Source organism: Sphingomonas sp. BLHR8, from assembly GCF_056821725.1.
Genome location: NZ_JBPDIM010000001.1, coordinates 749107 through 774362, shown reverse-complemented (window position 1 = coordinate 774362; position 25256 = coordinate 749107). Strand labels below are relative to the sequence as shown.

The 25256-nt window shown below is 66.8% G+C and carries 23 protein-coding genes and 2 tRNA genes; 16 read left to right on the top strand and 9 right to left on the bottom strand.

Annotated elements, in window-relative coordinates:
- Nucleotides 1–26 precede the first annotated feature (26 nt).
- Complete coding sequence (locus ACRYJK_RS03840; protein WP_482666254.1) at nt 27–680, bottom strand: hypothetical protein; 654 nt, start codon at nt 678–680, stop codon at nt 27–29.
- Nucleotides 658–861: a helix-turn-helix transcriptional regulator gene (locus ACRYJK_RS03835; protein ID WP_482666253.1), complete on the bottom strand. Its 204-nt coding sequence runs from the start codon at nt 859–861 to the stop codon at nt 658–660. The genes ACRYJK_RS03840 and ACRYJK_RS03835 overlap by 23 nt, the downstream gene beginning before the upstream one ends.
- A 165-nt stretch (nt 862–1026) precedes the next feature.
- Here ACRYJK_RS03835 and ACRYJK_RS03830 point away from each other — a divergent pair, with 165 nt between their 5' ends.
- From ACRYJK_RS03830 to ACRYJK_RS03810, 5 genes are all read left to right on the top strand, one after another.
- The gene (locus ACRYJK_RS03830; protein ID WP_482666252.1) at nt 1027–1932 is read left to right on the top strand and encodes a glycine--tRNA ligase subunit alpha; all 906 of its coding nucleotides are present in this window, start codon (nt 1027–1029) and stop codon (nt 1930–1932) included.
- Nucleotides 1929–4058: a glycine--tRNA ligase subunit beta gene (glyS, locus tag ACRYJK_RS03825; protein ID WP_482666251.1), complete on the top strand. Its 2130-nt coding sequence runs from the start codon at nt 1929–1931 to the stop codon at nt 4056–4058. The genes ACRYJK_RS03830 and glyS overlap by 4 nt, the downstream gene beginning before the upstream one ends.
- Before the next feature lie 112 nt (nt 4059–4170).
- Nucleotides 4171–6828: a pyruvate, phosphate dikinase gene (ppdK, locus tag ACRYJK_RS03820; RefSeq protein ID WP_482667391.1), complete on the top strand. Its 2658-nt coding sequence runs from the start codon at nt 4171–4173 to the stop codon at nt 6826–6828.
- Nucleotides 6829–6929: 101 nt separating this feature from the next.
- Nucleotides 6930–7006: transfer RNA gene (locus ACRYJK_RS03815), tRNA-Arg, on the top strand.
- Between the two features lie 61 nt (nt 7007–7067).
- The gene (locus ACRYJK_RS03810; RefSeq protein ID WP_482666250.1) at nt 7068–7715 is read left to right on the top strand and encodes a DUF2726 domain-containing protein; all 648 of its coding nucleotides are present in this window, start codon (nt 7068–7070) and stop codon (nt 7713–7715) included.
- 2 nt (nt 7716–7717) lie between these two features.
- Here ACRYJK_RS03810 and ACRYJK_RS03805 read toward each other — a convergent pair.
- Nucleotides 7718–7807: transfer RNA gene (locus ACRYJK_RS03805), tRNA-Ser, on the bottom strand.
- A gap of 88 nt (nt 7808–7895) precedes the next feature.
- On the opposite strand from ACRYJK_RS03805, the gene ACRYJK_RS03800 reads away from it, so the two are divergent.
- From ACRYJK_RS03800 to mazG, 9 genes are all read left to right on the top strand, one after another.
- On the top strand, nt 7896–8990 hold the full coding sequence (locus ACRYJK_RS03800; protein ID WP_482666249.1) for a lytic murein transglycosylase: 1095 nt from the start codon (nt 7896–7898) through the stop codon (nt 8988–8990).
- Nucleotides 8974–9837, top strand: coding sequence for a septal ring lytic transglycosylase RlpA family protein (locus ACRYJK_RS03795; RefSeq protein ID WP_482666248.1), 864 nt, complete (start codon nt 8974–8976; stop codon nt 9835–9837). Before ACRYJK_RS03800 ends, ACRYJK_RS03795 begins: the two co-directional genes overlap by 17 nt.
- Nucleotides 9834–10472, top strand: a complete 639-nt coding sequence (gene tmk, locus ACRYJK_RS03790) for a dTMP kinase (protein ID WP_482666247.1) — start codon at nt 9834–9836, stop codon at nt 10470–10472. The genes ACRYJK_RS03795 and tmk overlap by 4 nt, the downstream gene beginning before the upstream one ends.
- On the top strand, nt 10469–11368 hold the full coding sequence (locus ACRYJK_RS03785; RefSeq protein WP_482666246.1) for a hypothetical protein: 900 nt from the start codon (nt 10469–10471) through the stop codon (nt 11366–11368). Before tmk ends, ACRYJK_RS03785 begins: the two co-directional genes overlap by 4 nt.
- A 39-nt stretch (nt 11369–11407) precedes the next feature.
- Nucleotides 11408–12946: a methionine--tRNA ligase gene (gene metG / locus ACRYJK_RS03780; protein ID WP_482666245.1), complete on the top strand. Its 1539-nt coding sequence runs from the start codon at nt 11408–11410 to the stop codon at nt 12944–12946.
- Complete coding sequence (locus ACRYJK_RS03775; protein WP_482666244.1) at nt 12946–13716, top strand: TatD family hydrolase; 771 nt, start codon at nt 12946–12948, stop codon at nt 13714–13716. The genes metG and ACRYJK_RS03775 overlap by 1 nt, the downstream gene beginning before the upstream one ends.
- On the top strand, nt 13713–14495 hold the full coding sequence (locus tag ACRYJK_RS03770; RefSeq protein ID WP_482666243.1) for an MBL fold metallo-hydrolase: 783 nt from the start codon (nt 13713–13715) through the stop codon (nt 14493–14495). The genes ACRYJK_RS03775 and ACRYJK_RS03770 overlap by 4 nt, the downstream gene beginning before the upstream one ends.
- A complete protein-coding gene (locus ACRYJK_RS03765; RefSeq protein ID WP_482666242.1) occupies nt 14495–15427 on the top strand; it encodes a cation diffusion facilitator family transporter in 933 nt (310 codons plus the stop codon). Before ACRYJK_RS03770 ends, ACRYJK_RS03765 begins: the two co-directional genes overlap by 1 nt.
- A gap of 152 nt (nt 15428–15579) precedes the next feature.
- Entirely contained in the window at nt 15580–16359 is a 780-nt protein-coding gene (gene mazG, locus ACRYJK_RS03760) for a nucleoside triphosphate pyrophosphohydrolase (protein WP_482666241.1), read from the top strand.
- Here mazG and hflX read toward each other — a convergent pair.
- The 5 genes from hflX to dusB all read right to left on the bottom strand — a co-directional run bounded on the left by hflX (nt 16350) and on the right by dusB (nt 22994).
- Complete coding sequence (gene hflX, locus ACRYJK_RS03755) at nt 16350–17726, bottom strand: GTPase HflX (protein ID WP_482666240.1); 1377 nt, start codon at nt 17724–17726, stop codon at nt 16350–16352. The genes mazG and hflX overlap by 10 nt on opposite strands.
- On the bottom strand, nt 17723–18229 hold the full coding sequence (gene hfq / locus ACRYJK_RS03750; RefSeq protein ID WP_482666239.1) for an RNA chaperone Hfq: 507 nt from the start codon (nt 18227–18229) through the stop codon (nt 17723–17725). The genes hflX and hfq overlap by 4 nt, the downstream gene beginning before the upstream one ends.
- Nucleotides 18230–18320: 91 nt before the next feature.
- Nucleotides 18321–19694 (bottom strand): nitrogen assimilation response regulator NtrX, encoded by a 1374-nt coding sequence (gene ntrX / locus ACRYJK_RS03745; protein ID WP_482666238.1) that lies wholly within the window; start codon nt 19692–19694, stop codon nt 18321–18323.
- An 18-nt stretch (nt 19695–19712) separates the two neighbouring features.
- Nucleotides 19713–21899 carry a sensor histidine kinase NtrY-like gene (locus tag ACRYJK_RS03740; protein ID WP_482666237.1) on the bottom strand — a complete coding sequence of 729 codons (2187 nt, stop codon included), beginning with the start codon at nt 21897–21899 and terminating at the stop codon, nt 19713–19715.
- Between the two features lie 93 nt (nt 21900–21992).
- Nucleotides 21993–22994, bottom strand: a complete 1002-nt coding sequence (gene dusB / locus ACRYJK_RS03735; protein WP_482666236.1) for a tRNA dihydrouridine synthase DusB — start codon at nt 22992–22994, stop codon at nt 21993–21995.
- Between the two features lie 116 nt (nt 22995–23110).
- Between dusB and ACRYJK_RS03730 the strand changes: the two genes are divergently transcribed.
- Nucleotides 23111–24295, top strand: coding sequence for a bifunctional 2-C-methyl-D-erythritol 4-phosphate cytidylyltransferase/2-C-methyl-D-erythritol 2,4-cyclodiphosphate synthase (locus tag ACRYJK_RS03730; RefSeq protein WP_482666235.1), 1185 nt, complete (start codon nt 23111–23113; stop codon nt 24293–24295).
- Nucleotides 24292–24804, top strand: coding sequence for a CinA family protein (locus ACRYJK_RS03725; protein ID WP_482666234.1), 513 nt, complete (start codon nt 24292–24294; stop codon nt 24802–24804). The genes ACRYJK_RS03730 and ACRYJK_RS03725 overlap by 4 nt, the downstream gene beginning before the upstream one ends.
- Here the strand turns inward: ACRYJK_RS03725 and ACRYJK_RS03720 are convergent.
- Nucleotides 24744–25256, bottom strand: a complete 513-nt coding sequence (locus ACRYJK_RS03720) for a type II toxin-antitoxin system RatA family toxin (protein WP_482666233.1) — start codon at nt 25254–25256, stop codon at nt 24744–24746. The genes ACRYJK_RS03725 and ACRYJK_RS03720 overlap by 61 nt on opposite strands.

Here is a 25256-nt window from a genome sequence, read left to right as displayed (position 1 = left end):
GTGAATGAAGACTGAGCGCGACCCGCTCAGCCGAAATAACGGTGGCGCAGCCAGACGATAAGGTAGGGGACAGCTGCGATCAGGTAGATGCCGAGCGGATCGACCGGCGGCAGCAGCTCCGCCCTCGCGCAGAACCACCAGACTGGAGCGAACGCAGTGAAGGCGAAGATCCCCGCCTCCGCCCCCAACAGGTGAGCGCGACGCTCGTGCTCGTCGATCGAACGAACCCAGACGATGCTGAGCCCGATCGCCGCGAGCGCTGCAAGCGATAGGACGACGGCAGCCGTGGCGGGCAGCGGACCAGCGGCGAACAGCGACGCCTCTCCTGCGGTCACGGCTGCCGCTAATCCGGCAACGATGCCGAGCGGGACCGCCAGCGCCAGAACCGAGATCGACTTTCGCTCCGAATTGGCCATCGGCCGGCTGACGAGAGCGCCCCGATAGAAGCGCCACGCCCCCCAGCCTGCCGCAGCAGCGGCAACGATGAACAACGCCAGCAGGCCGATTTCGACCGCTCCGACGCCATCGCCCCGATGCTCGAGCATCGCAACAGCGAAGCCGGTCGCTAGCCCTGCCGACAGAACCGCCACCAGCGACAGCAACGTTGCCCACAGCAATGGCCTCGAAGTCGAGGCCGCAACCGGTTCGGTAATTGGATCACGCTCCATGAAAGCCATCATCGAAAATCTCCTCAATTCGCGCGCCGAACAGCCGCGCGATGCGAAAGGCGAGGGGGAGGGAGGGGTCATGCTTGCCGGTCTCGATCGCGTTGACCGCCTGGCGCGACACGTCGAGCTGGACCGCCAGCTCCGCCTGGCTCCAGCCTCGTTCGGCGCGGAGGACACGCAGGCGATTGTTCATCGCGTCGGCTCCCCAAAGAATGTCGTGTAAAGCATGCCTGACATATTGTCTTGATTCGCTGACATGTCAAGTATGTTTGACATACACGAAAGATCGGCGCCGCCGGGAGGGCTCGCCTGTCCCCCGCCTTGCGTCCACGGCTTCGGCTTGCCAAAGCCCGGCGTCATGGCCGACCGCGATCTGCTGAGCTTTCAGGACCTCATCCTCACCCTCCACCGTTACTGGAGCGAGCAGGGGTGCGTCATCCTGCAGCCCTATGATCTGGAGATGGGCGCGGGCACTTTTCACACCGCGACGACGTTGCGCGCGCTCGGGCCCGACCCGTGGAACGCCGCCTTCGTCCAGCCCTGCCGCCGCCCCACCGACGGTCGCTACGGCGAGAACCCCAACCGGCTGGGCAGCTATTTCCAATATCAGGTCATCCTGAAACCGAGCCCGCCCAAACTGCAGCAGCTCTATCTTGGCAGCCTCGACGCAATCGGCATCGACCCGCTTAAGCACGATATCCGCTTCGTCGAGGACGACTGGGAATCGCCGACGCTCGGCGCGTGGGGCCTCGGCTGGGAGGTGTGGTGCGACGGGATGGAGGTGACGCAGTTCACCTATTTCCAGCAGATGGGCGGTTACGACTGCAAGCCGGTCGCGGGCGAGCTCACCTACGGGCTCGAGCGGCTGGCGATGTATATCCAGAACAAGGATTCGATCTTCGACCTCGCCTTCAACAGCGCGCGCCCCGGCTTCCCGGCGATGAGCTACGGCGACGTCTTTCTCGAAAACGAGCGGCAGATGTCGAAATGGCATTTCGAGGTCGCGGACACCGACACGCTGTTCGACCTGTTTAAAAAAGCGACCGCGGAATGCCAGAATTGCCTCGAGGCAAAGCTGCCGATTCCCGCCTATGAGCAGGCGATCAAGGCGAGCCATGTGTTCAACGTGCTCCAGGCGCGCGGGGTGATCTCGGTCGCCGAGCGGCAGGCCTACATCGGCCGCGTGCGCGACCTTGCGAAGGCGAGCTGCAGCGCCTGGATGGCGCACAATGGCTGGCTCGAGGGCGCGGAGGCGGCGGCGTGACCAGCTTCCTGCTCGAACTCCAGTCGGAGGAAATCCCCGCGCGCATGCAGGCCAAGGCGCGCGCGGATCTCGCCCATATGTTCACCGAGGCGTGCGCCAAGGCGGGGCTAAGCCACGGCGCGATCACCAGCTACGCCACCCCGCGCCGGATCGCGCTGCTGGTCGCTGACGTGGCCGACGCTACGCCCGCCGTGTCGGAAGAGCGCAAGGGCCCGCGGGCCAACGCGCCCGAACAGGCGCTCGCGGGGTTCCTGCGTTCGACCGGCCTCACCCGCGAGCAGCTGGTCGAGCGCGACGGCGTTTTCTTCGCGGTGATCGAACGGGCAGGGCGCCCCGCCGCCGAAGCGCTGGCAGAGATCGTGCCCTCCATCGTGCGCGGCTTTCCCTGGCCCAAATCAATGCGCTGGGGTGCGGCCTCGATCGACACCGCCTCGCTGCGCTGGGTGCGGCCGCTCGAACGTATCGTCGCGCTGCTGGGAGCCGCAGTCGTGCCGTTCGAGGTCGCGGGCATCTCCGCCGGGCGCGCCACCACCGGCCACCGCTTCCACCATTGCGGTGAGGTCGAGCTGGCGCGTGCCGAGGATTATGCGGAGACGCTGCGCGCGGCGCACGTCATCGTCGATCAGGACGAACGCGCCGCGATCGTTCGCGAACGTGCTATGGCCCTCGCGCAGGAGGCGGGGCTCGAGCTGGTCGAGGACGAGGGGCTCGTGCTCGAAAACGCCGGCCTCACCGAATGGCCGGTGCCGCTGCTGGGGCGCTTCGACCCGGCGTTCCTCACCGTGCCGCAGGAGGTCATCCAGCTCACCGCGCGGGTGAACCAGAAATATTTCGTGTGCCGCGATGGGGCAGGGCAGCTCGCCAACGCCTTCGTCTGCACCGCCAACATCGAAGCGAGCGACGACGGCGCGGCGGTCATCGCCGGCAACGAAAAAGTCCTCGCCGCCCGCCTCAGCGACGCGCGCTTCTTCTGGGAACAGGACCTCAAGGTTCCGCTGGAGTTTCGACAAGAACAACTTTCCCGCTACAAAGAGAAACTCGGGACTTTAGCTGACAAAGTCGCGCGGGTGGGTCGACTCTCGGTCGAGGTCGCAGAGGCACTGAAACCTGGAGATCAGAGCTTCAGAGATGACGTAAACCGCGGAAGTCGATACGCTCTCAACGACCTCCCCTCGTCGACAGTGGGGGAGTTTCCGGAACTCCAAGGTCTCATATCTGGGCGTCTCTTGAGGAGCGCTGGTTGGCCGGAGCATCTTTCTAGAGCCGTCGAGCAAACCTATCGCCCAACTACTCGTGGTGGCGATCTTCCGGACTCAGATTTGGGTGCAGCGATAGCGCTCGCGTTTCGGATCGAGACGAGGGCAGCATATTGGGCGGGTGACATACACCCCACCGGCTCCAAGGACCCGTTTGGCGTTCGCCAAACTGAGATGGGCCTCATCGCGATCATCCTGGGGCGTGGCCTCCGAGTGGGGCTGCGTCAGTTATTTGAAAGCGCTGCTAAGACTCCCGGGTTAGAGAAGGCCGATACGATCGGCATTCTCGCGAGTATCGCAGACCGCCTGAAGGTTCAGCAGCGCGAGGCGGGGGTTCGGCATGACCTGATCGACGCGGTGTTTGCGTTAGGGGAGGACGACCTCGTCCGCCTCCTCGCGCGAGTGCATGCGTTGCAGGGGTTCATCGGCACCGACGACGGCGCCAATCTTTTGCGTGCCTACAAGCGCTCGGCCAATATATTGAAGCAGGCCGAGGGCGACGCCGCCTCCCCCCTCCCCTTGAGGGGAGGGGCCGGGGGTGGGGCCTCTCCGGCGGGCGCGGCGTCTGACGATAGCCCCGACCCCAACCCCTCCCCCGAAGGGAAGCGGCTCGATCTCGCGCCCGAAGAGGCGGCGCTGCTCGCTGCGCTGGACGATGCCGAGCCCCGCGCGCGCGAGGCGGTGGCGGCGGAGGACTTCACCGCGGCGATGGCAGCGCTCGCCAGCCTGCGCGCGCCGGTCGATGCGTTTTTCGATGCGGTGATGGTCAACGACCCCGATCCCGCGGTGCGAACCCGGCGTCTGGCACTGCTCGCTCGCTTGCGCGATGCGGTTCATGGGGTCGCCGATTTCTCCAAGATCGAGGGATGAGCGAACGCCTGCGCACAACTCGCGCTTTTGGTGAGGTCAGCCTGAATTTCCGCACCCGTGGGGCGCGGGCGGGGTCGTCTGGCGACGACCGCATTGAAAGGATCGACCCGTGATCGACGGAACCGTGCACCTCTTCGGCGGCGAGGCCACCACCTCCGAACGGTCCAAGGAAATCCTCGGTGGCAAGGGCGCAAACCTTGCCGAGATGGCGTCGATCGGCCTTCCGGTGCCGCCGGGCTTCACCATCCCGACGACGCTCTGCGCGGCTTATGTGGAGGGCGGGCGGCGCATCCCGGAGGCGCTCCACGACGAGGTCGCGAAGGGCATCGCCCATATCGAGGCGGTCACCGGCAAACGCTTCGGCGATCCAGCGAACCCGCTGCTCGTCTCCGTTCGTTCGGGCGCGCGCGTGTCGATGCCGGGGATGATGGACACCGTCCTCAACCTCGGCCTCAACGCGGCGACGGTCGAGGGGCTTGCGGCACAGTCGGGTGACTCGCGCTTCGCGTGGGACAGCTATCGTCGTTTCATTCAGATGTACGGCGACGTGGTGCTCGGCGTCGATCATCACGCGTTCGAGGATGCGCTCGAAACAGCCAAGGAAGACAACGGCTTCCACCTCGATACGGAGATGACCTCGCGGGACTGGCGCGGGCTGGTCGAGCAGTATCGCGCCCTCGTCCGCGACGCGACCGGCGCCGACTTCCCCGACGACCCGCGCGAACAGCTGTGGGGCGCGATCGGGGCGGTGTTCGACAGTTGGGAGAGCGAACGCGCGCGCGTCTATCGCCAGCTCAACGCCATCCCCCACGACTGGGGCACCGCGGTCAATGTGCAGGCGATGGTGTTCGGCAATCTCGGCGAGGACAGCGCCACCGGCGTCGCCTTCACGCGCGACCCGGCTACCGGAGAGCGCCGTTGGTATGGCGAATGGCTCGTCAACGCCCAGGGTGAGGACGTCGTGGCGGGTATCCGCACGCCGCAATATCTCACCCGCGCCGCGCGTGAGGCGGCGGGGGCCAAGCCGCTCAGCATGGAGGAGGCGATGCCGGAGGCGTTCGGCGAGCTCGGCGGCGTGTTCGACACGCTCGAAACGCATTTCCGCGACATGCAGGACATCGAATTTACCGTCGAGCGCGGCCGGCTGTGGATGCTCCAGACCCGTTCGGGCAAGCGCACCGCACGCGCGCAAGTGCGGATCGCGGTGGATATGGCCAACGAAGGGCTGATCTCTCGCGCCGAAGCGGTGCAGCGCGTGGAGCCCTCCGCGCTCGACCAGCTTCTCCATCCGACGCTCGATCCGAAGGCGACGCGCGACCTCATCACCCGCGGCCTCCCCGCATCGCCGGGCGCAGCGAGCGGCGTGCTGGTGTTCGACCCCGACACCGCCGCGCGGCGGGCGGGGGAGGGGGATGACGTCATCCTCTGCCGCGTGGAGACGAGCCCCGAGGACATCCGCGGCATGCACGCCGCGCGGGGCATCGTCACCGCGCGCGGCGGGATGACCAGCCACGCGGCAGTGGTCGCGCGCAGCTGGGGACGGCCGTGCGTGTCGGGCGCGGGTGCGCTCGTCATCGACGCCGCCGCCGGGACGATGCGCGTAGGCGAGCGTCGCTTTGCCGAGGGCGACTGGGTCACCATCGACGGCGCCACGGGCGAACTGCTCGCGGGGCGCGTGCCGATGGTCGAGCCCGAGCTGGGCGCGGACTTCGCGACGCTGATGGGCTGGGCGGACGAGGTGCGGCGCATGCGCGTGCGCACCAACGCCGACACGCCCGAAGACTGCCGCGCCGCTCGCGCATTCGGGGCGGAAGGCATCGGGCTCTGCCGCACCGAACACATGTTCTTCGCCGCCGACCGCATCATCGCGGTGCGCGAGATGATCCTGGCGGGCGACGCGGCGGCCCGCGCGACCGCGCTGGCGCGTCTGCTCCCGGCGCAGCGCGAGGACTTCCGCGAGATTTTCACCATCATGGCCGGGCTGCCCGTCACCATCCGCCTGCTCGACCCCCCGCTCCACGAGTTCCTGCCGCAGGGCGACGAGGAGTTCGAGGCGGTCGCGGCGCAGGCCGGGGTGAAAGCGCAGACGCTCCGCGAACGCGCCGCGGCGTTGCATGAGGTGAACCCAATGCTCGGCCACCGCGGCTGCCGCCTCGCGGTGACCTATCCTGAAATCTACGCGATGCAGGCTCGCGCCATCTTCGAAGCCGCGCTGGACGTTGCCGCGAGCGGCGCCACGCCGCTGCCCGAGGTGATGATCCCGCTCGCCGCCACCCGCGAGGAGGTGAGCTATTGCCGAGCGATCATCGAGGCGGAAGCGGAACGTGTGTTCGCCGAGCGGGGCGGGCGGATCGACTACCTCGTCGGCACGATGATCGAACTCCCGCGGGCAGCGTTGCGAGCGGGGGACATTGCCGGCGCGGCGGAATTCTTCTCCTTCGGCACGAACGACCTTACGCAGACGACGCTCGGGATCAGCCGTGACGATGCTGCGCGCTTCCTCGGGAGCTACGTTGAACGCGGGCTGCTGCCTTCGGACCCGTTCGTGACGCTGGATGTCGAAGGCGTGGGCGAGCTGATCCTCACCGCTCGCGACCGGGGGCGGCGGGTGAGGGCGGACCTCAAACTGGGCATCTGCGGCGAACATGGCGGCGACCCTGCAAGCATCGCTTTTTGCGAGGCTGCGGGCCTCGATTATGTCAGCGCGTCGCCCTACCGCGTGCCCATCGCCCGCCTCGCCGCGGCACAGGCGGCGATTGCTCGCGGCTGAGGGGTGAGCGATCGACCGATGGGCGAGCAAAGCCTTTTTGCAGCGACGCGCGATTAGGCCTTGCCTATGCCGCCGCGCACGCATAACAGCCCGCTCACCGCGCACCCGTAGCTCAGCTGGATAGAGCACCAGACTACGAATCTGGGGGTCAGAGGTTCGAATCCTTTCGGGTGCGCCATTTTCTACGTTCGCCATCGCGCTTTAAGCGAACGGTAACCTCCTGTTGGCAGGCGGACGGCATGATCGGTGCCGATCTCCTTCTTCTCACGCCGATGGCGGCTGCTGCCGCCGTGGGCGTGATGCTCGGTATGGCGATCGAGCGGAAATCGAGGCGCCCGTTCCGACCGAAGTTCCGTCCCAATCGACGCTCCGCTCGGGAAGGCTGGCGGCGGAACGCGGCGTCCACGGTTGGGCCGCTTCGTCCGGAACCGCAGCGTAAGGGCAGTGACGCCGCAGATCAGCTCCGCACCGTCATGTCGGCGACCTACGACGCGCGACGCTTGCTCAACGTGCCTGAGACGCGTCTTTTCCGACAGCTTCATCGCCTTGTCGAGGACAGCAATCCTCAGTGGCACGTGATGGCGCAGGTGTCGTTGGGGGAGGTGCTGCGCAGCTCGGACCTCGACGCATTTCTGTGTATCAATTCCAAGCGCGTCGACCTGTTGCTGATCGATGAGGAGCTGCGCCCGCGTCACGCGATCGAATATCAGGGCTCCGGCCACCATCAGGGCAACGCCGCCGCCCGCGACGCCGTCAAGAAAGAAGCCCTTCGCCGGGCCGGCATCGGCTATCACGAGGTGGTGGCGGGTCAGACGACGTTGAGCGACCTGCGCACGCTGGTCGGCAAACTCGTCACTCCGGCCAATCTGTCTAACGCAGCCGGGTAGGCTGGCGGGCAGGGTGGGATTCGAACCCACGGTGAGCGTAAACCCACGGCGGTTTTCAAGACCGCTGCCTTAAACCACTCGGCCACCTGCCCGCGACCCGAGCGCCTTTATCGGCGGAGATGGGCATCGCCAAGCGCCAAGACACTTTACGATCGGGGGTGGGTGACCTACCCCGGCGGCATGTCGGCAAAACGTCTCCCCAAGCTCGCCCTTATAGCCGCGAGTGTCAGCGCGTCCGTGCTCGTCGGCCCTGCATCGCTCGCTGCGCAGGAGGTGGTCCAGCCTCTGCCGCCCCCGCAGGCCTATGTCCCCGATCCTGCGCAAAGTGGCTTTCAAGCTTACCTCGCCACGGTCCGCCCCAAGGCCCTTCGTGCCGGCGTCAGCGCGTCGACGTTCGATCGGCTCACGACGACGCTCACATACAATCCCCGGGTCGTCGCGTTGGACCGGAGCCAGTCGGATGCCCCGTCTATCCCGAACCCGCCCCCGGCACCGTTCGCGCCCTATCTCGCGCGCCATGTGGATGCGGCACGGATCAACCAGGGCCGCGTCGTCTATAACCGCGAACGTGCGCACTTGGCACAGATCGAGGCGCGTACCGGCGTTCCTGCCGGAATCATCCTCGGCATTTATGGCAAGGAGACCAATTACGGTCGCGTGACAGGTGATTTCGACCTGCTGCGCAGCCTCGCCACGCTCGCCTACGACGGCCGACGCCGCGACCTGTTCGAGGGCGAACTGATCGCTGCCATGCTGATGGTCGAACGTGGCACCCCGCGCGAAGCGCTGGTCGGCAGTTGGGCGGGGGCGTTCGGCTATCCCCAGTTTCTGCCGTCGGTGTACCTGCGCCTTGCCCGCGACGGTGATGGCGACGGGCGCGCGCAGATCTGGAACAACGAAGCGGACGCGCTTGCTTCGATCGCGCATTATCTCGAAGTGGCGGGCTACAAGCGCGGCGAGCGATGGGGCTACGCGGTCAGCGTCCCCGCATCGCTCGACCGCGCCAGTCTCGGCACGCCGATGGTCAGTCCGCGCTGTCCCCGCGTATTTGCACGGCACAGCCGCTACATGCCGGTAAGCGAATGGCAGCGGCGCGGGATCGTTTTTCAGGGGCTTCAGCCGAGTGCCGATACGCAGCTCAGTCTGATCGAACCCGACGGGCCGGGGCGAACGGGGTATCTCATTTCCGGCAGCTATCGTGCGATCCTCGATTATAACTGTCTCAACCATTATGCGCTGGCGGTCGGAATTCTCGGCGATGCGATTACGAGCTGAGGTCTGTCTGGCGCTTGCGGTAGCGTCGCTCGCGGCGGCGTCCGCGAGCGGACAGGTCACGCCCTCTGCGCCGCCCGTGACAACCGGGCGCGCAGCGGGGACTGCGCCCGATGAACTCGGCGGCCGGACATATACGCCGGTCGACACGCTCGATTATGACGAGGTCGGCTACGCCATCGTCGCGACCGAAGGGCGGCGGGGAGCGACCACGGCCAGCGGCGAGCCATTTCGGTCGGCAGCCATCGGCGCATCGCACCGCACGCTGCCGCTGCCGAGCTATGTCGAAGTGACCCGTCTCGACACGGGCCGAACCGTGCTCGTGCGGATTGAAGATCGGGGACCGACCGATGCACGGGCGCTCATCGGCATCACGCCCGGCGCCGCGGCGCAGCTCGGTCGGTCGGATCAGGCGCCGCTGGCCGTGCGGGTCCGCCGCACGTTCCCCGTCGAAGCGGAACGAGCGGCCCTGACCGGTGGCCGCAGCGTTCAGGCGCGCGTCGACACGCCCGAGAGCCTGCTGGTAATCCTGCGCGAGCGCGCGCAGGCGATGCCGCGGCCGGGGACGGGGGGCGCCGCTCCCGATCGAACGCCGGCTGTTGTTACTGCGGCACAATCCAGCCCGGTTCAGGCGACCCCCGTCGGTCGCGGTTGGTTCGTCCAGGTGGGGGCCTTTCGCGACCCGGCGTCCGCGCGGCGGGTGGCTGGCACTGTTGGCGGTGATGTCAGCGTCGCCCGATCCGTCCATCGCGTTCGCGTCGGACCGTTCGGGACACGCGGCGAGGCAGATGCCGCCCGGCGCCGTATCCACCGGGATGGCGTTCGCGCGATCATCGTGCGCGGTCCGTGACGGCCGTTCGAGGGCGCTTCATCACGCTCGAGGGGGGTGAGGGCGTCGGCAAGTCCACGCAGTTGACCGCGCTCGCGGATCGCCTGCGCGAGTGCGGCCATATGGTCGTAACAACCCGCGAGCCCGGCGGCACCGCGGGCGGCGAAGCGATCCGCGCATTGCTGCTGGACGGCGTGGGCGTCACGCCGCGCACCGAAGCGCTGCTGTTCGCCGCAGCCCGCGCGGAGCATGTCGCGCGGCTGATCGAACCCGCGCTCGCGGCCGGGACCTGGGTGCTGTGCGACCGCTATATCGACTCCACCCGGGCGTACCAAGCGGTCGCAGGAGAGTTCGGGGACCGTCCGACGGATGAGGATATAATCTCCGTGCACCGGTCTGGCGTGGGGGGCCTCATGCCCGACCTTACCTTGCTGCTCGATCTCGGGGAGGAGGTGGCGCTCGAACGGCGCGCGCGACGGGGCGGGACCGATGCATTCGAGCGACGGACCGCCGCTTATCATGCCGAGGTCAACGCGGCTTTCCGCCGTTTAGCGCAGGAAGACCCCGACCGCATCGTGCGCATCGACGCAGCGGCTGAACCCGAAGCGGTGACGTCTCGCTTGATGAGTGCCATCACATCGCGGCTTGGCGCATGATCGGGTCCGACCTTGAGAGCGCGCTCGAGGCGGCCATCACCGGCGTGCGAGCACCTCATGCCTGGCTGATCGCTGGGCCGCGTTCGCCAGCGATGCGGCGCTTTGTCGATCGGGCGGCGTGGCGCATCGTGCAGGACAGCTGGCCGAGCGAGAACGACGACATCAGTGACGAGGTCGCCGCGCACCCCGATATCGACGTGCTGATCAAGGGGGTGCACGAGGAAGGCCCGAGCAAGGGCAAGCCCAAGACGGTGATCGACGTCGGACAGGTGCGACAGCTGCGGGGTCGCGTGCTAACCCGACCGACGCTCGGCGAGCGCAGGGCGGCGATCATCGACAGCATCGACGAATGCAACGAAGCCGCGGCGAATGCCCTGCTCAAGATTCTCGAAGAACCGCCCGGATCGACGACATTTCTCCTTATCGCTCACCGACCCGGTCGCATTCTTCCGACCATTCGATCGCGCTGTCGCCTGCTGACCTGGCGGGGTCCGTCGGCGGGGGGCGCGGCAGGCGAGGGCGCGCTGGCGGCGCTGCAAGAGGTCTATCCATCGGAGGCGGCGGCATTCGATGCGCTTGACCTTGCGGCGGTCGACCGCGCCTTGTGCGAAATCGCGGCGCATGGCGATCCGGACAACCGGTTGCGCGTCGAACTCGCAAAATCGCTGACCGGGGTGACCAACCGGCCGAAGCTTGCCGCGAGCGTGATGATGGCGAGCGCGCTGCTGCACCGCGCCGCGCGCGACGGGGACGCTTGCGACGTGGAGCCCTTGCTCAACGCGCAAGCCAAGCTTCGTCCGCTCATCGACGCGGTTGCGGCGGCGGAGGACCCCGCGACCATCGCCATGGTGACGAGCGGCGCGCTCGCCACGATCGCGCGCGTCCGTCGCGCCTGACTGGCGCGACCGGGCCGGCTCCGCTAAGCGCCCGCTCACATGACCACGCCCTTTTATATCACGACCGCGATCAACTATCCCAACGGGCGCCCCCACGTCGGTCACGCCTACGAGGCGATTTGCGCCGATGCGATCGCGCGCTTCCGTCGGCTGGAAGGCCGCGACGTGCGGTTCCAGACCGGCACCGACGAACATGGCCTTAAAATGGCGCAGAAGGCGCGGGGGGAGGGGGTCGATCCCGCCACCTTCGCCGACCGCATGAGCGCGCATTTTCGCGACATGACTGCGACCTTCGACATCAGCTACGACCGCTTTATCCGCTCGTCAGAACCGGCGAACCACGCCGCCGCGCAGGCTTTGTGGAGCGCGATGGAGGCGGCGGGGGACCTGTATCTTGGCCGCTACGAGGGGTGGTATTCCATCCGCGACGAAGCCTTTTACGCCGAAGACGAATTGGTCGCCGGCGACGATGGTGTGAAGCTGTCGCCGCAGGGCACGCCGGTCGAATGGACCGTCGAGGAAAGCTGGTTTTTTCGGCTGTCGAAATATCAGCAGCCGCTGCTCGATCACATCGCCGCACATCCGGACTTCATTCGGCCGGAAAGTCGCCGCAACGAAATCGTTCGTTTCCTCGAAGGCGGGCTCAACGACCTGTCCGTCTCGCGATCGAGCTTCGACTGGGGCGTCAAAGTCCCCGGCAGCGATCGGCACGTCATGTATGTTTGGGTCGACGCGCTCGTGAACTATCTGACCGGGTTGGGCTATCCCGATCCGGACGCAACAGACATGCGCTTCTGGCCGGCCGACGTGCATGTCATCGGCAAGGACATCGTTCGATTTCACGCGATCTACTGGCCGGCGTTCCTGATGAGCGCCGGGGTTGCGCTGCCTCGTCAGGTGTACGGCCACGGCTTCATCCTCAATCGTGGCGAGCGCATGTCGAAGTCGAGCGGCAACGTCGTCGACCCGATCGAGCTCGCCCGTCGATACGGTTCGGACGCGGTTCGCCATTTTCTGCTGCGCGAAGTGCGCTTCGGGAGCGACGGCACCATGTCCGAGGAGGCCATCGTCACGCGGGCGAACGCGGAGCTTGCAAACAATTTCGGCAACCTCGCGCAGCGCACGCTGTCGATGATTTCGAAAAATTGCGATGGCAAGGTCCCCGCTGGCGCAGGCGAGGGGGAGGCGGACCGCGCGTTGCTGCATGCCATCGACCAGGCGCGCGCGGACATGCTCGGCGCGATGGAAACGCTCGAGATCAACGATGCGCTCGACGCGCTGTGGCGTGCGATGGATGCCGCCAACCTTTACATCGCTGATCAGGCCCCGTGGAGCGTGCGCAAGACCGATCCTAACCGGGCAGACGCGATCCTCGCCACCGCCCACGACGCCATCCGTCGACTGGCAATCCTGGCGAGCTGGTCGATCCCGGCGGGTGCCGCGAGCGTGCTGGACCTCGTCGGCGCCGACCAAAGCGCTCGCAGCTTTTCCAAACTGGACCAATCGGTTCCGTGCGGTACTTCGCTCCCGGTGCCCACTCCAGCGTTTCCGCGTCTTGAGCTTGTCGGCGTCGATTGATGTTCGTCGACAGCCACTGCCACCTCAACTACGCCGGTCTTGTCGAGCGCCAGGATGACGTGCTTGCCGCTGCGCGGGAGCGCGGGGTGAGGGGGTTTCTCAACATCGCCACCCGCGAGCGGGAGTGGGACGATATTCTCGAGACCGCCACCCGCCACGACGACGTCTGGGCGAGCGTCGGCATCCACCCGCACGAAGCGGATGCGCACCCCGGCATCGACGCGGCGAAGCTGGTGGAGCGCGCCCGACATCCGCGCATCGTCGCCATCGGCGAGGCCGGACTCGATTATTATTACGACAAATCCGACCGGTTACGGCAACAAGCCGTCTTCGCCGAGCACCTTCGCGCAGCGACCGAAAGCGGACTGCCGATTATCGTGCATACGCGTGATGCCGAGGACGACACCCTCGCGCTCCTGAAAGAGGCGGGCTCCAGCCTCACTGGCGTCATTCACTGCTTCACGGCAAGCCAGGCGTTCGCGGAGGCGGCGCTTGCACTCGGGCTCTATATCTCCATGTCGGGTATTGTCACGTTCAAGAACGCGCGCGACATTCAGGAGACCGCGGCGATCGTGCCGGACGACCGGCTGCTGATCGAAACCGACGCGCCATTTCTTGCGCCGGTGCCTAACCGCGGCAAGCCATGCGAGCCGGCCTTCGTCGCGGATACCGCAGCGTTTCTCGCGGAACTGCGCGGCGCGACGGTCGACGAAATCGGCGCGTCAACCACGCGAAACTTCTTTCGTCTGTTCGCAAAGGCAGCAGCGTGAAGGTGACGCTGCTCGGCGCGGGCACCTCGTCGGGCGTGCCGCGCCTGGGGAAGGGGGGGCCGGACTGGGGACAGTGCGACCCGTCCGAGCCGCGCAACCGGCGTACGCGCGCCTCGCTGCTCGTTCAGACTGAGACGACGTCCATTCTCGTCGACACCTCGCCGGATCTGCGCGAACAATTGCTGGCTGCGGGAAGCCCGCGTGTCGACGCGGTGGTGTGGACGCACGAACATGCCGACCATACGCACGGCATCGACGATCTTCGGCAGCTTTTCCAGGCGTGGGGCGAGCCGATCCGCTGCACCGCGCGGCCGGAGTGCTGGCGTCGACTCGTCCAGCGCTTCCATTACGCGTTTCAGGGGAACGGGCCCTACCCGGCCATCCTGTACGGCGAACCCCTGAACGGGCCAATTACGATCGGCGACATCTCCATTCGCTTCATCGACATGCCACACGGCGGGATCGTGAGCAGTGGCCTGCTGTTCGAAGCCGGTGGCAGCCGGGTGGGATATGCCACCGATTTTGCAAAATTCTCGCCGGCGATGCGAAGCTTCTACCGCGATCTGGATATGTTCGTCGTCGACGCGCTGCGAAGGAGACCGCATCCCACACATCCGACGCTTGCCCAGACGCTGGACGGCGTGGCGGCGGTCCGCCCGAAACATGCGGTTCTGATGCACATGGACGGTTCGATGGATTATCGCACGCTGTGTGAAGAGCTGCCGGCGGGCGTCGAGCCAGGCTATGACGGTCTCACCTGGGTGTCGGAGCCAGTCTGATGGCGGGGCCTGGCCACGACCATGGTCGCACGACCGGGCACAGCCATGGTCATGACCACAATCACGGTGCGGGTGCGAGTGCGGGGCGGCTCGCCGGCGCGCTGGCAGTCACCGGCAGCTTTCTGCTCGTCGAGCTGCTGGGCGCATGGTGGTTCGACAGCTTGGCGCTGCTTGCGGACGCAGGCCATATGTTCACCGACGCGGCGGCCCTCGCAATCGCGCTCGCGGCCGTCCGGATCGGGCAGCGTCCGGCGGACGAGCGGCGCACTTTCGGCTACCGTCGGTTCGAGGTGCTGGCCGCGGCACTGAACGCGTTGTTGCTGTTCGTCGTCGCCGGATATATTCTTTACGAGGGCGCGTCCCGCCTGATCTCCCCGAGGGCGGTTCACAGCTGGGGCATGCTCGGCATCGCTGTGGCGGGGCTGGTCAGCAACCTCATCTCGATGCGCATCTTGGCCGGAGGGCGCAGCGACAGCCTCAATATTCGGGGCGCCTATATCGAGGTTTGGGCCGACATGCTCGGCTCGCTTGGCGTGATCGTCGGCGCGGTCCTGATCATGCTAACGCGTTGGTCGTGGATCGACCCGGTGGTCGCAATCCTGCTCGGTGTTTGGGTCCTGCCGCGGACGTGGCACCTCCTGCGTGACACGCTGAATATCTTGCTGCAGGGTGTTCCACGCGGCGTCGATCTTGCGGAGGTGCGGGCCCATATGCAGGCGGTCCCGGGGGTTCGCGACGTTCATGACCTGCACCTCTGGTCGATCGCCGGTGACGACCGCAGCCTCACGGCCCATGTGACGCTGGAGCCCGCAGCGGACGCCGAGTTGGTGCGCCACTCGCTTTGCGAGATGCTGGATGACCGGCACGGGATCGCACACACGACGATCCAGACGGAACGCAACGGCTGCACACAGAACGAAGTGCACCGGTAACGGAAAAGTGAGTTGATCGTCCGGGATCTTTCGCCGGAGCTTGAAGGAGGGGACGGCATAACTGAAACCGTCGAAGGCAGTCTCACTTTGCATAATATATATTATCGGGCAGCGTGGTTGAGGTTGATCGGCACGGTTGGCAAAGCGCATCGATGACGCTGCCCGCACCCCCATCCCCCTATCGCATCGAAACGCTCCTTCAGATGCTGGTCGACCTGCGCGATCCCGACTTGGGTTGTCCATGGGATCGCGAGCAGGATTTCGCCTCGATCGCGCCGTACACGATCGAGGAAGCCTATGAGGTCGCGGACGCGATCGCGCGCGGCGACCTCGACGATCTCAAATCCGAGCTTGGCGACCTGCTGTTGCAGGTCGTTTATCACGCCCGCATCGCGCAGGAGCGGCGCGCCTTCGACTTTGCTGACGTGGTGAGCGCTGTCTGCGACAAGATGATCCGCCGGCACCCGCATGTCTACGAGAGCGCCGACGGCGAGGGAGGCCCCCGCGGAGGGTGGGAGGGGATTAAGGCCGAGGAACGCGGACGCGCCGGTGCGGAAAGCGCACTCGCCGGTGTGGCGCTGGGTCTGCCGGCGCTCAAACGCGCGGAAAAGCTTCAGCGGCGCGCGGCCCGGGTCGGGTTCGACTGGCCCGACGCCGACGGTCCGCGCGCGAAAATCGACGAAGAACTCGCCGAGGTCGACAGCGCGACCTCCTCGACGGAACGAGCCGCGGAGGTCGGCGATCTCCTGTTCTCGGTCGTCAACTATGCGCGGCACCTCGACATCGACCCCGAAGCCGCGCTGAGGGACGCAAACGCCCGCTTCGAGATGCGCTTTCGCCACGTCGAACAATCGAGTGCGCGACCGCTCTCGGAGCTCACGCTCGCCGAGCTTGAGCAGCTGTGGCAAGACGCGAAAGCCGCTCAGGCCTGATCCGCGGATGCGCTGCGCCGATGGTTAAGCCGCGCATGGTTGAGCGACGACAGGCGAATGCGCAGATCCTGCCCGCCGTCGTCGCGATCGCGCCGCTCGACGACCTGCGCATGGTCGTAAAGCCAGGCCAGCGTCGCGCCCTCGTCCGCAGACAAATGCACGTCGCGCTCGATGCTCTCTCCGCCAAGCAATGACGCGATCCGTGCGCGAAGGGCATCCAGCCCCTCCCCCTGCAGCGCCGAGACCGCCACCGCCCCCACCCGTTCCGCCTCGGCGAGCGCCGTCGCCCGCGCCTCACCGTGCAGCATGTCGAGCTTGTTGTGGACCTCGAGGATCGGCGGGCCCAGGGTCCCGCTGTCGTCGACCGCACCGTCGCCACCGGCCCGCTCGGCAAGCGGTCCTATGCCCAACTCGCCCAGCACCTTCATGACGTCGTCACGCTGGATCAGCGTCTCGGGATGCGAGACGTCGCGCACGTGAAGCAGTAGGTCCGCCGACCGCACTTCTTCCAGCGTCGCACGGAATGCTGCAACGAGCTGCGTCGGCAAATCGGACACAAAGCCGACCGTGTCCGACACGATGGCCGCCCCGACGCCGTCGATCTCGACCCGGCGCATGGTCGGGTCGAGCGTGGCGAACAGCGCGTCTTCCGCGACCGCTCCGCCCCCCGCCAAGGCGTTGAAGAGCGTCGATTTGCCGGCGTTGGTGTAGCCGACCAACGCCACCACCGGCCAGGGCGCGCGACGTCGACGCTCGCGGTGGAGGCCGCGAGTCCGCGCGACGTCGTCGAGCTGGCGACGCAGTCGCGCCATCCGGTCGCGGATCATCCGGCGGTCAGCCTCGATCTGCGTCTCGCCCGGCCCCCCCAGAAAGCCAAACCCGCCACGCTGCCGCTCGAGGTGGGTCCAGCTCCGCACAAGACGGCCTTGCTGATAGTCGAGGTGTGCGAGTTCGACCTGCAACCGCCCCTCGGCCGTCGCAGCGCGCTCCCCGAAAATCTCAAGGATCAGCGCGGTGCGATCGATCACTTTGGCGCCGATGGTGCGTTCGAGGTTGCGCTGCTGGATGGCAGTCAGACTGGCATCGATGATGACCAGTTCGACCTCGTCGCGGGTGGCGCGTTCGGCGATGGTCTCCACTTGCCCCGGTCCGAGCAAAGTCGCCGGCAGCAAGCGGCGCAGCGGGACGATGATCGTATCGACGATGTCCACCCCGATCGCGGCGGCCAGTCCCCTCGCCTCTTCGACCCGCCCCTCGCGATCACGACCGCTATGGCCGTTGCGGCGCGCCGCCACGACGTCGTCGGGGATCACGACCAGCGTGCGTGCCCCGCGGGAGACCTCCTCGCGCTCAGCCGAAAAACTCAAACGCCGTCCTCTTCCGTATCCGCGCCGGCGTCGGTGTCCGCCTGAAGATTGAGAGGCCCGCTGGGCTGCACCGTGGAGATCGCATGCTTATACACAAGCTGCACCGCGCCATCGCGCTCCAGAAGCACGCAGAACAGATCGTAGGCGGCGACGTCACCCTGGAGCATCACGCCGTTGACGAGGAACATGGTGACAGGCTGATCCGATCGCTGAACCGCAGCGAGAAACACCGCCTGCAACATGCGTGACGCACTGGGCGCCGCCCCGAACGCTTCGCGAACCGGCGACGGATCATATCCCGGTGCAGGCATGATGGTTGAAATCGCGTGCTTGTAGACAAGCTGCGACTGCCCATCGCGGCGCAGCAGCACGCTGAAATTGTCGAACCAGGTGATGATCCCCTGCAGTTTGACGCCCTTCACCAGAAACATGGTGACAGGCACCTTCTCCCGCCGCAGCTGGTTGAGGAAAATATCCTGCAGATTGTTGATCTTGCCGCTCATAGCTCGGTCCTGTTCTTGGCACCGATCGACGGTGCGATTGTCCAATGACGACCTCCTAAGTGTAGGTGGCCGGGCCGCCATGACAAGGCAGTCATCCGCCGCGGTCTTCGGTCAGGCCCAGCAGTTTCAGTTTGCGGTGCAGCGCCGAGCGCTCCATCCCGACAAAGGCGGCCGTACGCGATACATTGCCGGCGAAACGACGAATCTGCACTCGCAGATATTCGCGCTCGAACGCCTCTCGTGCTTCCCTCAGCGGGGCCCCCATCATCAGCGCGGTGCCGCCATCGTCGTTCGAAACTTCGCCGTGGACAACCTCGTTCGGCAGCATGTCGACCTCGATCGTGTCGAGGCGCGATTGCGGCGCGAGGATCATCATCCGTTCGATCACGTTGCGCAGTTGCCGGACGTTTCCGGGCCAACTCGCGCCCTGCAGGGTTGCAAGAGCATCGTCGGACAGGCGCGGCACGGGAACGCGTCGCTCCGCCGCCAGCCGGTCGAGAAAATGCTCCGCGAGCACGGGAATGTCGGCGCGCCGTTCGCGCAGCGGCGGGATGACCACGGGCACGACATTGAGCCGGTAGTAGAGGTCTTCGCGAAAGCGCTTTTCCTCGATCTCGACAGTGAGGTCGCGCGACGTCGCCGAGACGATCCGCACGTCAACCCTCACCAGCCGGGACCCGCCGAGACGCGTGAAGCTTTGTTCGGTCAGCACGCGCAGGATCTTGGCCTGCGTCGTGAGCGGCATATCGGACACTTCGTCGATGAACAGCGTCCCGCCGTGAGCGCGCTCGAGCAGGCCAGGCGTCACCTGGCCGTCGCGTTCGACACCGAATAGCTCGGCCTCGATCGTGTCGGGCTCCATGCTTGCTGCGGCGAGCACGACAAAGGGTGCGTTGGCCCGCCCGCTCCAATTGTGCAGGAGACGCGCGGCGACCTCCTTCCCGACCCCAGCGGGACCGCTGATGAGAACGCGGCTGCCGGTCGACGCCACCCGTTTCAGGGTTGCGCGGACGTTGTTGATCGCCGGACTGACCCCGTGAATCTCGTCTGCCAGCGAGGCCTGCGCTTTCAGCGCGCGGTTCTCGGCACGCAGCCGTTCGGTCTCGGTCACGCGCCCGACGAGGTAGAGCAGCCGGTCCGCCTCGAACGGTTTTTCGAGGAAGTCGACGGCGCCCCGTCGGATCGCGGCAACCGCGGTGTCGAGCGTGCCGTGGCCCGAAAAGACCAGCACCGGAATGGTCGGATCGCGTCCCTTGATCGCGTCGAGCAGCTCCAGCCCGTCCATGCGCGAACCCTCCAGCCACACGTCGAGCAGGACCAGCGACGGCCGCCGTTCGTCGAGCGCGGCGAGCGCTTCATCGGCATTGCCGGCTGTGCGCGCGGCGTAGCCTTCATCCTCCATCACGCCGGCGACGAGTTCGCGGATGTCCGCTTCGTCATCCACGACCAGGATATCGAGTGCCATCGTCAGCCTTCCTCTCGCTCAACCTTGGTCCGCTCGAGCGGCAAGTTTCGCGGTGTCAAATTCGATCACGACCACGGTACCGCCCCCGTCGCGATCGGCGAAGCTGAGCGTTCCCGCATGGTCCTCGACAATCTTGGAGACGACCGCGAGCCCGAGCCCCGTCCCGCCGTCGCGCGTGGTCACATAAGGTTCGGTGATGCTCGCTCGCTCCGCCGGAAGTCCCGCGCCGTTGTCGGTAATCGCGACCCGGACGACATCCCCTTCGCGCGACAGAGCGCAATCGATGACGCCGGGACGATTCGGCCCGCGTTCAATAGCTTCAACGGCGTTCTTCAGCAGGTTGGTGAACGCTTGCGCCAGCAGTCGCCGGTCGCAGATCAGTTCCACCGGCTCGTCGGGGCCGTGAAAGCTGAAGCGAATATCGGGCTTCGCGATTTCTTGGAGAAAGATGCTCTGTCGGATGACGTCGATCAGGCTGTCGCGGCGGAAGACCGGCCGGGGCATTTGCGCAAAACGCGAAAATTCGTCGACCATCCGCCGCAGGTCGCCGACTTGTCGGACGATCGTGGAGGTCAGCCGCTCGAACGCGCTGCGATCCTTCTCCTCCGCCGGACCGAAGCGGCGCTGCAGCCGTTCCGCGGCAAGCTGGATCGGGGTGAGCGGGTTCTTGATTTCGTGAGCGATGCGCCGCGCAACGTCGGACCATGCCGCACGCCGCTGGTCGCTGAGCTGTTGTGACAAATCGTCAAAGGTGAGCACCCTGCCCCCGTCGGCGCCGGTCATTCGCACCGCGAGCGTCCGGCTTTCCCCGGCGACGTCGAGCGTCACGATGGCGCCATGTTCGGAAGAATCGACCCACGTCGCCAGCGGCGGAGCGATGTCGTCGAGACGCTGCCCGGCGAGGTCCTCACCCGTACGCCCGAGTATGGCCGCCGCCGCGGCATTGCCGAGCATCACCCGTCGCGACGCATCGAGCGAGACAACCCCGGTTGCGACCGCGCCGAGCACAGCTTCGATAAACGCGCGCCGTTCCTCCAGGCGATCGCGCGTTTCGACGAGGTCGCCCGTCTGCACTCGCAGCCGTTCGGTCATGTCGTTGAAGGCGCGCGCGAGGAGCGCGATCTCGTCGGGATCGGAACTGCTCGGGTGGGGCACGCTGGCGGTGAGATTGCCGCCCGCCACGGCCTGCGTCGCCTCGACCAGCTGGTCGATCGGGCGCACGATGCGATCGGCGACGGCAATCGCGACGGCGATGACCAGCCCTACCAGAAGCAGTGCGCCGATGAACAGCGCCGCGAGGAAACGGTACTGAAGGTTGCGCGACCGCGCGAACAGCACGTTGTAATCCGCGAACACCTCGCCCGCTCGCCCGACCGAATCCAGCGGCAGGAATACACCGCCGCGCGCGGTGTAAAGGTAGACCGGACGGCCGGGGAGCAGCTGGGTCACCGCTTCGACGCCATCGCCCGCCTGCCGCGCGACGACCTCTTCGCCAGCGCGGAGACGGGATATGACGTCGGGCGGCAAGCGGTTGGTGGCGGCCGAATTGCTGGGGTCGATCAGCGCGACGGTGCGCACGATGCCGTCTTCGCCCACTTCGAGCACTGCGGATTCGCTCAGCTCGCGGACGACGACCTGCTGCACGTAGAAGTCGTTGAACGGCTGCGCGTTCATCGGCACGCGGTTGAGTTCCGCGCGAAGGTCGTGCGCCATTGCCGCGGTGTTGGCGCCGACGTCACGGACTTCGGCTTCGAGAAAGCCCTGCGCAATGCCCAGCGCATTCTCGAACATTCCGCGCGAACGGTCGGAGAACCAGAACTGCATGCCCGACTGGAACATGTAGCTCGACAGCAGCACGACCATCAGCGTGGGCACCGCCGCTGTCGCCGAAAACAGCAGGACGAGCCGGACGTGAAGGCGCGCATCGCCGCCGCCCCGCCGTGCCACGCGAGCGCGGGCGACGCGCCGCCCGATCAGCACCAGCAGCAACATCGCCGGAACGAGCGTCGCGAACAGCGCAAAGGCGACGCCCGCGGGAGACAGGAGCGTCTGGTCGCGCATCCGGACGATGGTGGCGATGGTCAGCCCGAGCGTAACCAGCGCGGCGGCTCCGGCGATCGCTTCGGCCGATCGGGACAGGCGGGAACGCGCGCGCCCCTCCCCTCCCTTCACATCTTCAGGCGTGATCGAGGTCGACGCGTCCATCGTCGGCGACGTTAGGCATCGATTGTTGCCGCCACAACACGGGTGTTGCGATTTCGTCGCGGTCTCGAAGCGGATCGTCGGGTTCAGGCGAGCTCAAGCTGCTTCGCGCTCGACCCACGGCTCGTAGAAGCGCGCAAGCGCGTCGGTGACGGCCGCCGGGTCGTCGATAAAGTTGACGCGATTGCGAAACTCCGCCGAGGCCGGCAGCCCCTTGGTATACCAGCCGAGGTGCTTGCGCGCGATGCCGACGCCGGTGCGGGGGCCGTAGTGCTCGATCATCGCGGCGTAATGTTCACGCACAAGGCGATATTGTTCGCCAATCGTCGGATCGGGGAGCGGGCCCGCTCCCGTCAATCCGCGCATCACCTGCGCCAGCAACCACGGCCGGCCGTACGCGCCGCGCCCGATCATCACCCCGTCCGCACCCGACTGGTCGAGCGCGGTGCGGGCATCGTCGATCGAACAGATGTCGCCATTGACGATTACGGGCACGCGCACCGCCTGCTTGACCCGCGCGACGAACGACCAGTCGGCGGAGCCCTTGTACATCTGGTTGCGCGTGCGGCCGTGAACCGTGATCATCTGCGCGCCGAGGTCTTCGGCAATCTTCGCCAGTTCGGGCGCATTGAGGCTGGCGTGGTCCCAGCCCATCCGCATCTTGACCGTCACGGGCACGTCCACCGCCTTGACCGTCGCTTCGATCAGCCGAGCGGCGAGCGGCAGGTCGCGCATCAGCGCGGAGCCGGCGTCGCCGTTGACGACCTTCTTCACCGGGCAACCCATGTTGATGTCGATAATCGCCGCGCCGCGATCCTGGCTCAGTTTCGCCGCCTCCGCCATTTCGTCCGGCGAGCAGCCCGCCAGCTGCATCGACACCGGCTCTTCCGTGGGATCCCAGCCCGCTTTCTGGATCGACTGGCGCGTTTCGCGGATGGCGGCGGCGCTGGCGATCATCTCGGTGACGTTGAGCCCCGACCCGAAACGGCGAACAAGCGTGCGGAACGGCTGATCGGTCACCCCGGTCATAGGGGCAAGGATGACCGGCACGTCGATACGCACCGGACCGACAGCGATCGGCTTGATAAGGGCGGTCATGTTGGAGCCTTGGCTGAACGCGAGCCGCACGACGGCCGACTTGGGCCGGGCAGATAGCATCCTCGCGTGAGGTCAACAAGCTTGCGCCGAAGCCCGGGCGAGGCCATCGCGCGCCGATGCAGCATTTCCATGCCATCATCCTCGCCGGGGGCCGAGGTCGCCGCGCGGGTCTCGATTGCGTCAAGCAGATTGCGATGCTGGGCGGTCGACCGATGTTGCGCTGGAGCGTCGACGCGTTCGCCGCGCACCCACGTCTGGGCGAAGTCGTGGTGGTCGTACCGGACGATGATGGGGACGGAGGGGCGGTGCAGGCGACCCTCGCGGCGACGGTTTGTCGCGTCGCGGGCGGCGTGGAGCGGCAGGACTCGGTGCGGGCCGGGCTCGACGCCCTGCCGCGCGATGATGCGCCGGTGTTGATCCACGACGCCGCGCGCCCGGGCCTCACGCGAGAGGTCATCGATTGCCTCCTCGCCGCGCTCGACGGCGGCGCGGTCGCCGCGGTGCCGGCGCTCCCGGTCACCGACACGCTGGTCCGGATACAGCAAGATTGCGCGGGTGACGTCGTCGACCGTGATGCGCTGGTCCGCGTGCAAACGCCGCAGGCCTTTGACCGTGCCGTGATCGCTGCCGCGCATCAGCGCTGGTCGGGCGGACCGGCGAGCGATGATGCGCAGATGGTGCGTGCGCTCGGCCATGACGTCGCGCTGGTCACCGGCGACGCCGCCCTCGACAAGGTCACGCTGCCGGGCGATCTTGAGCGGATGGAACGATTGCTGACACGGCAGGCGGACAATCTCCCGACGTGGCGAACCGCCACCGGTAGCGGCTTCGACGTGCATCGCCTCACGGCGGGTGATGGCGTGTGGCTCGGTGGGGTCATGGTGCCATGCGAGTTCGCCCTCGTCGGTCACAGCGATGCCGACGTCATGCTGCATGCGATCACCGACGCGGTGCTGGGCGCGTTGAGCCGGGGGGACATCGGCAGCCATTTCCCACCGAGCGACCCGCGCTGGAAGGGCGCGGCGTCCGATCAGTTTCTCGCGCACGCGATCAGCCTCGTTCACGAGGCGGGCGGAACGGTCGAGCATCTCGACGTCACGCTGATCGGCGAACGGCCGAAAATGGGACCGCACCGTGAAGCGATCCGACAGCGGATTGCGGACATCGCCAACGTCGCGATCGAGCAGGTCGGAGTGAAGGCCACCACGACCGAACAACTCGGCTTCACCGGCCGCGGCGAGGGGCTCGCGGCCCAGGCGGTGGCGAGCCTGCTCCTGCCGCGCAAAGGACCATCCGCATGAGCGACGATCTCGACCAATTGGCGGCGCGGGTCGTCGACCTCTGCCGTTCGCGCGAATTGACCATTGCCGTCGCCGAGAGCTGCACCGGCGGTATGGTGATGGCGGCCCTGACGTCGGTGCCGGGCGCAAGCGACATCTTTCAAGGCGGTGTCGTTGCCTATGCGAACGAGACGAAGACCGGCGTGCTCGGCGTCAGCGAAGATTTGCTGGCGACCTTTGGCGCGGTGAGCAAGGCGGCGGCATGGGCGATGGCGCGCGGCGTCCGGGCCCAGACGGACGTCGACCTCGCGGTCAGCGTGACGGGGGTTGCGGGTCCGGGCGGTGGCACCGACGCGAAGCCCGTCGGCACGGTGATCTTCGGTCGGGTCAGCCGACACGATGCCGAGGATGAAGCCTTCACCATTCGCGCCGATTTCGATCCGGCGCTCGGACGGGAAGGGATCCGCCGTCAGGCGGCGCGAATGGCGCTCGAACTATTGCTTGAGGGAGCCGCCCCGCCGTCGCCGTAAAGCTCCAGCGCGCGAGCCTCGAAGGCGCCGATCATCTTGCGCAGCGCCCGCTCGAACATCTGCCCGGCGAGGCGCTGAAAGATTGCGTTGCGGAACTGGAAATCGACGGTGAAGTCGATCATGCAGCCCTCCTCGGTGGGCTCGAACCGCCAGTTGTTGTGCAGGTGGGAAAGGGGGCCGTCGACATAGCTGACGTCGATCGCGGGGAAGGGCTGGCCGGCGGCCGCTGGGCGCCGCTCGACCCGCGATGTGAACCGCTCGCGAAGTCCTTTGAATCCGACCAGCAGGTCCGCGACCAGCACGCTGCCCCCGTCCTCCAGGGCGGTGTCGCTGCGCACGCGGGCGCCGACGACCCATGGGAGGAATTCCGGATAGCGCGCGACATCCGCGACGAGGTCGAACATCTGCTCGGCGCGATACGGCATCGCGCGGCGTTCGTGATGATGCGGCAC

Excerpts from the sequence above, each read along its gene's own strand:
- ACRYJK_RS03810 (WP_482666250.1), top strand. The coding sequence starts at position 7,068 with ATGATCGGTGCCGATCTCCTTCTTCTCACGCCGATGGCGGCTGCTGCC.
- ACRYJK_RS03775 (WP_482666244.1), top strand. The coding sequence starts at position 12,946 with ATGTTCGTCGACAGCCACTGCCACCTCAACTACGCCGGTCTTGTCGAG.
- metG (WP_482666245.1), top strand. The coding sequence starts at position 11,408 with ATGACCACGCCCTTTTATATCACGACCGCGATCAACTATCCCAACGGG.
- ACRYJK_RS03785 (WP_482666246.1), top strand. The coding sequence starts at position 10,469 with ATGATCGGGTCCGACCTTGAGAGCGCGCTCGAGGCGGCCATCACCGGC.
- ACRYJK_RS03840 (WP_482666254.1), bottom strand. The coding sequence starts at position 680 with ATGATGGCTTTCATGGAGCGTGATCCAATTACCGAACCGGTTGCGGCC.
- ACRYJK_RS03730 (WP_482666235.1), top strand. The coding sequence starts at position 23,111 with ATGCAGCATTTCCATGCCATCATCCTCGCCGGGGGCCGAGGTCGCCGC.
- ACRYJK_RS03765 (WP_482666242.1), top strand. The coding sequence starts at position 14,495 with ATGGCGGGGCCTGGCCACGACCATGGTCGCACGACCGGGCACAGCCAT.
- ACRYJK_RS03800 (WP_482666249.1), top strand. The coding sequence starts at position 7,896 with ATGTCGGCAAAACGTCTCCCCAAGCTCGCCCTTATAGCCGCGAGTGTC.
- ACRYJK_RS03835 (WP_482666253.1), bottom strand. The coding sequence starts at position 861 with ATGAACAATCGCCTGCGTGTCCTCCGCGCCGAACGAGGCTGGAGCCAG.
- hfq (WP_482666239.1), bottom strand. The coding sequence starts at position 18,229 with ATGAGCGGCAAGATCAACAATCTGCAGGATATTTTCCTCAACCAGCTG.
- ACRYJK_RS03830 (WP_482666252.1), top strand. The coding sequence starts at position 1,027 with ATGGCCGACCGCGATCTGCTGAGCTTTCAGGACCTCATCCTCACCCTC.
- ACRYJK_RS03725 (WP_482666234.1), top strand. The coding sequence starts at position 24,292 with ATGAGCGACGATCTCGACCAATTGGCGGCGCGGGTCGTCGACCTCTGC.
- mazG (WP_482666241.1), top strand. The coding sequence starts at position 15,580 with ATGACGCTGCCCGCACCCCCATCCCCCTATCGCATCGAAACGCTCCTT.
- ACRYJK_RS03740 (WP_482666237.1), bottom strand. The coding sequence starts at position 21,899 with ATGGACGCGTCGACCTCGATCACGCCTGAAGATGTGAAGGGAGGGGAG.
- dusB (WP_482666236.1), bottom strand. The coding sequence starts at position 22,994 with ATGACCGCCCTTATCAAGCCGATCGCTGTCGGTCCGGTGCGTATCGAC.
- ACRYJK_RS03795 (WP_482666248.1), top strand. The coding sequence starts at position 8,974 with ATGCGATTACGAGCTGAGGTCTGTCTGGCGCTTGCGGTAGCGTCGCTC.
- ntrX (WP_482666238.1), bottom strand. The coding sequence starts at position 19,694 with ATGGCACTCGATATCCTGGTCGTGGATGACGAAGCGGACATCCGCGAA.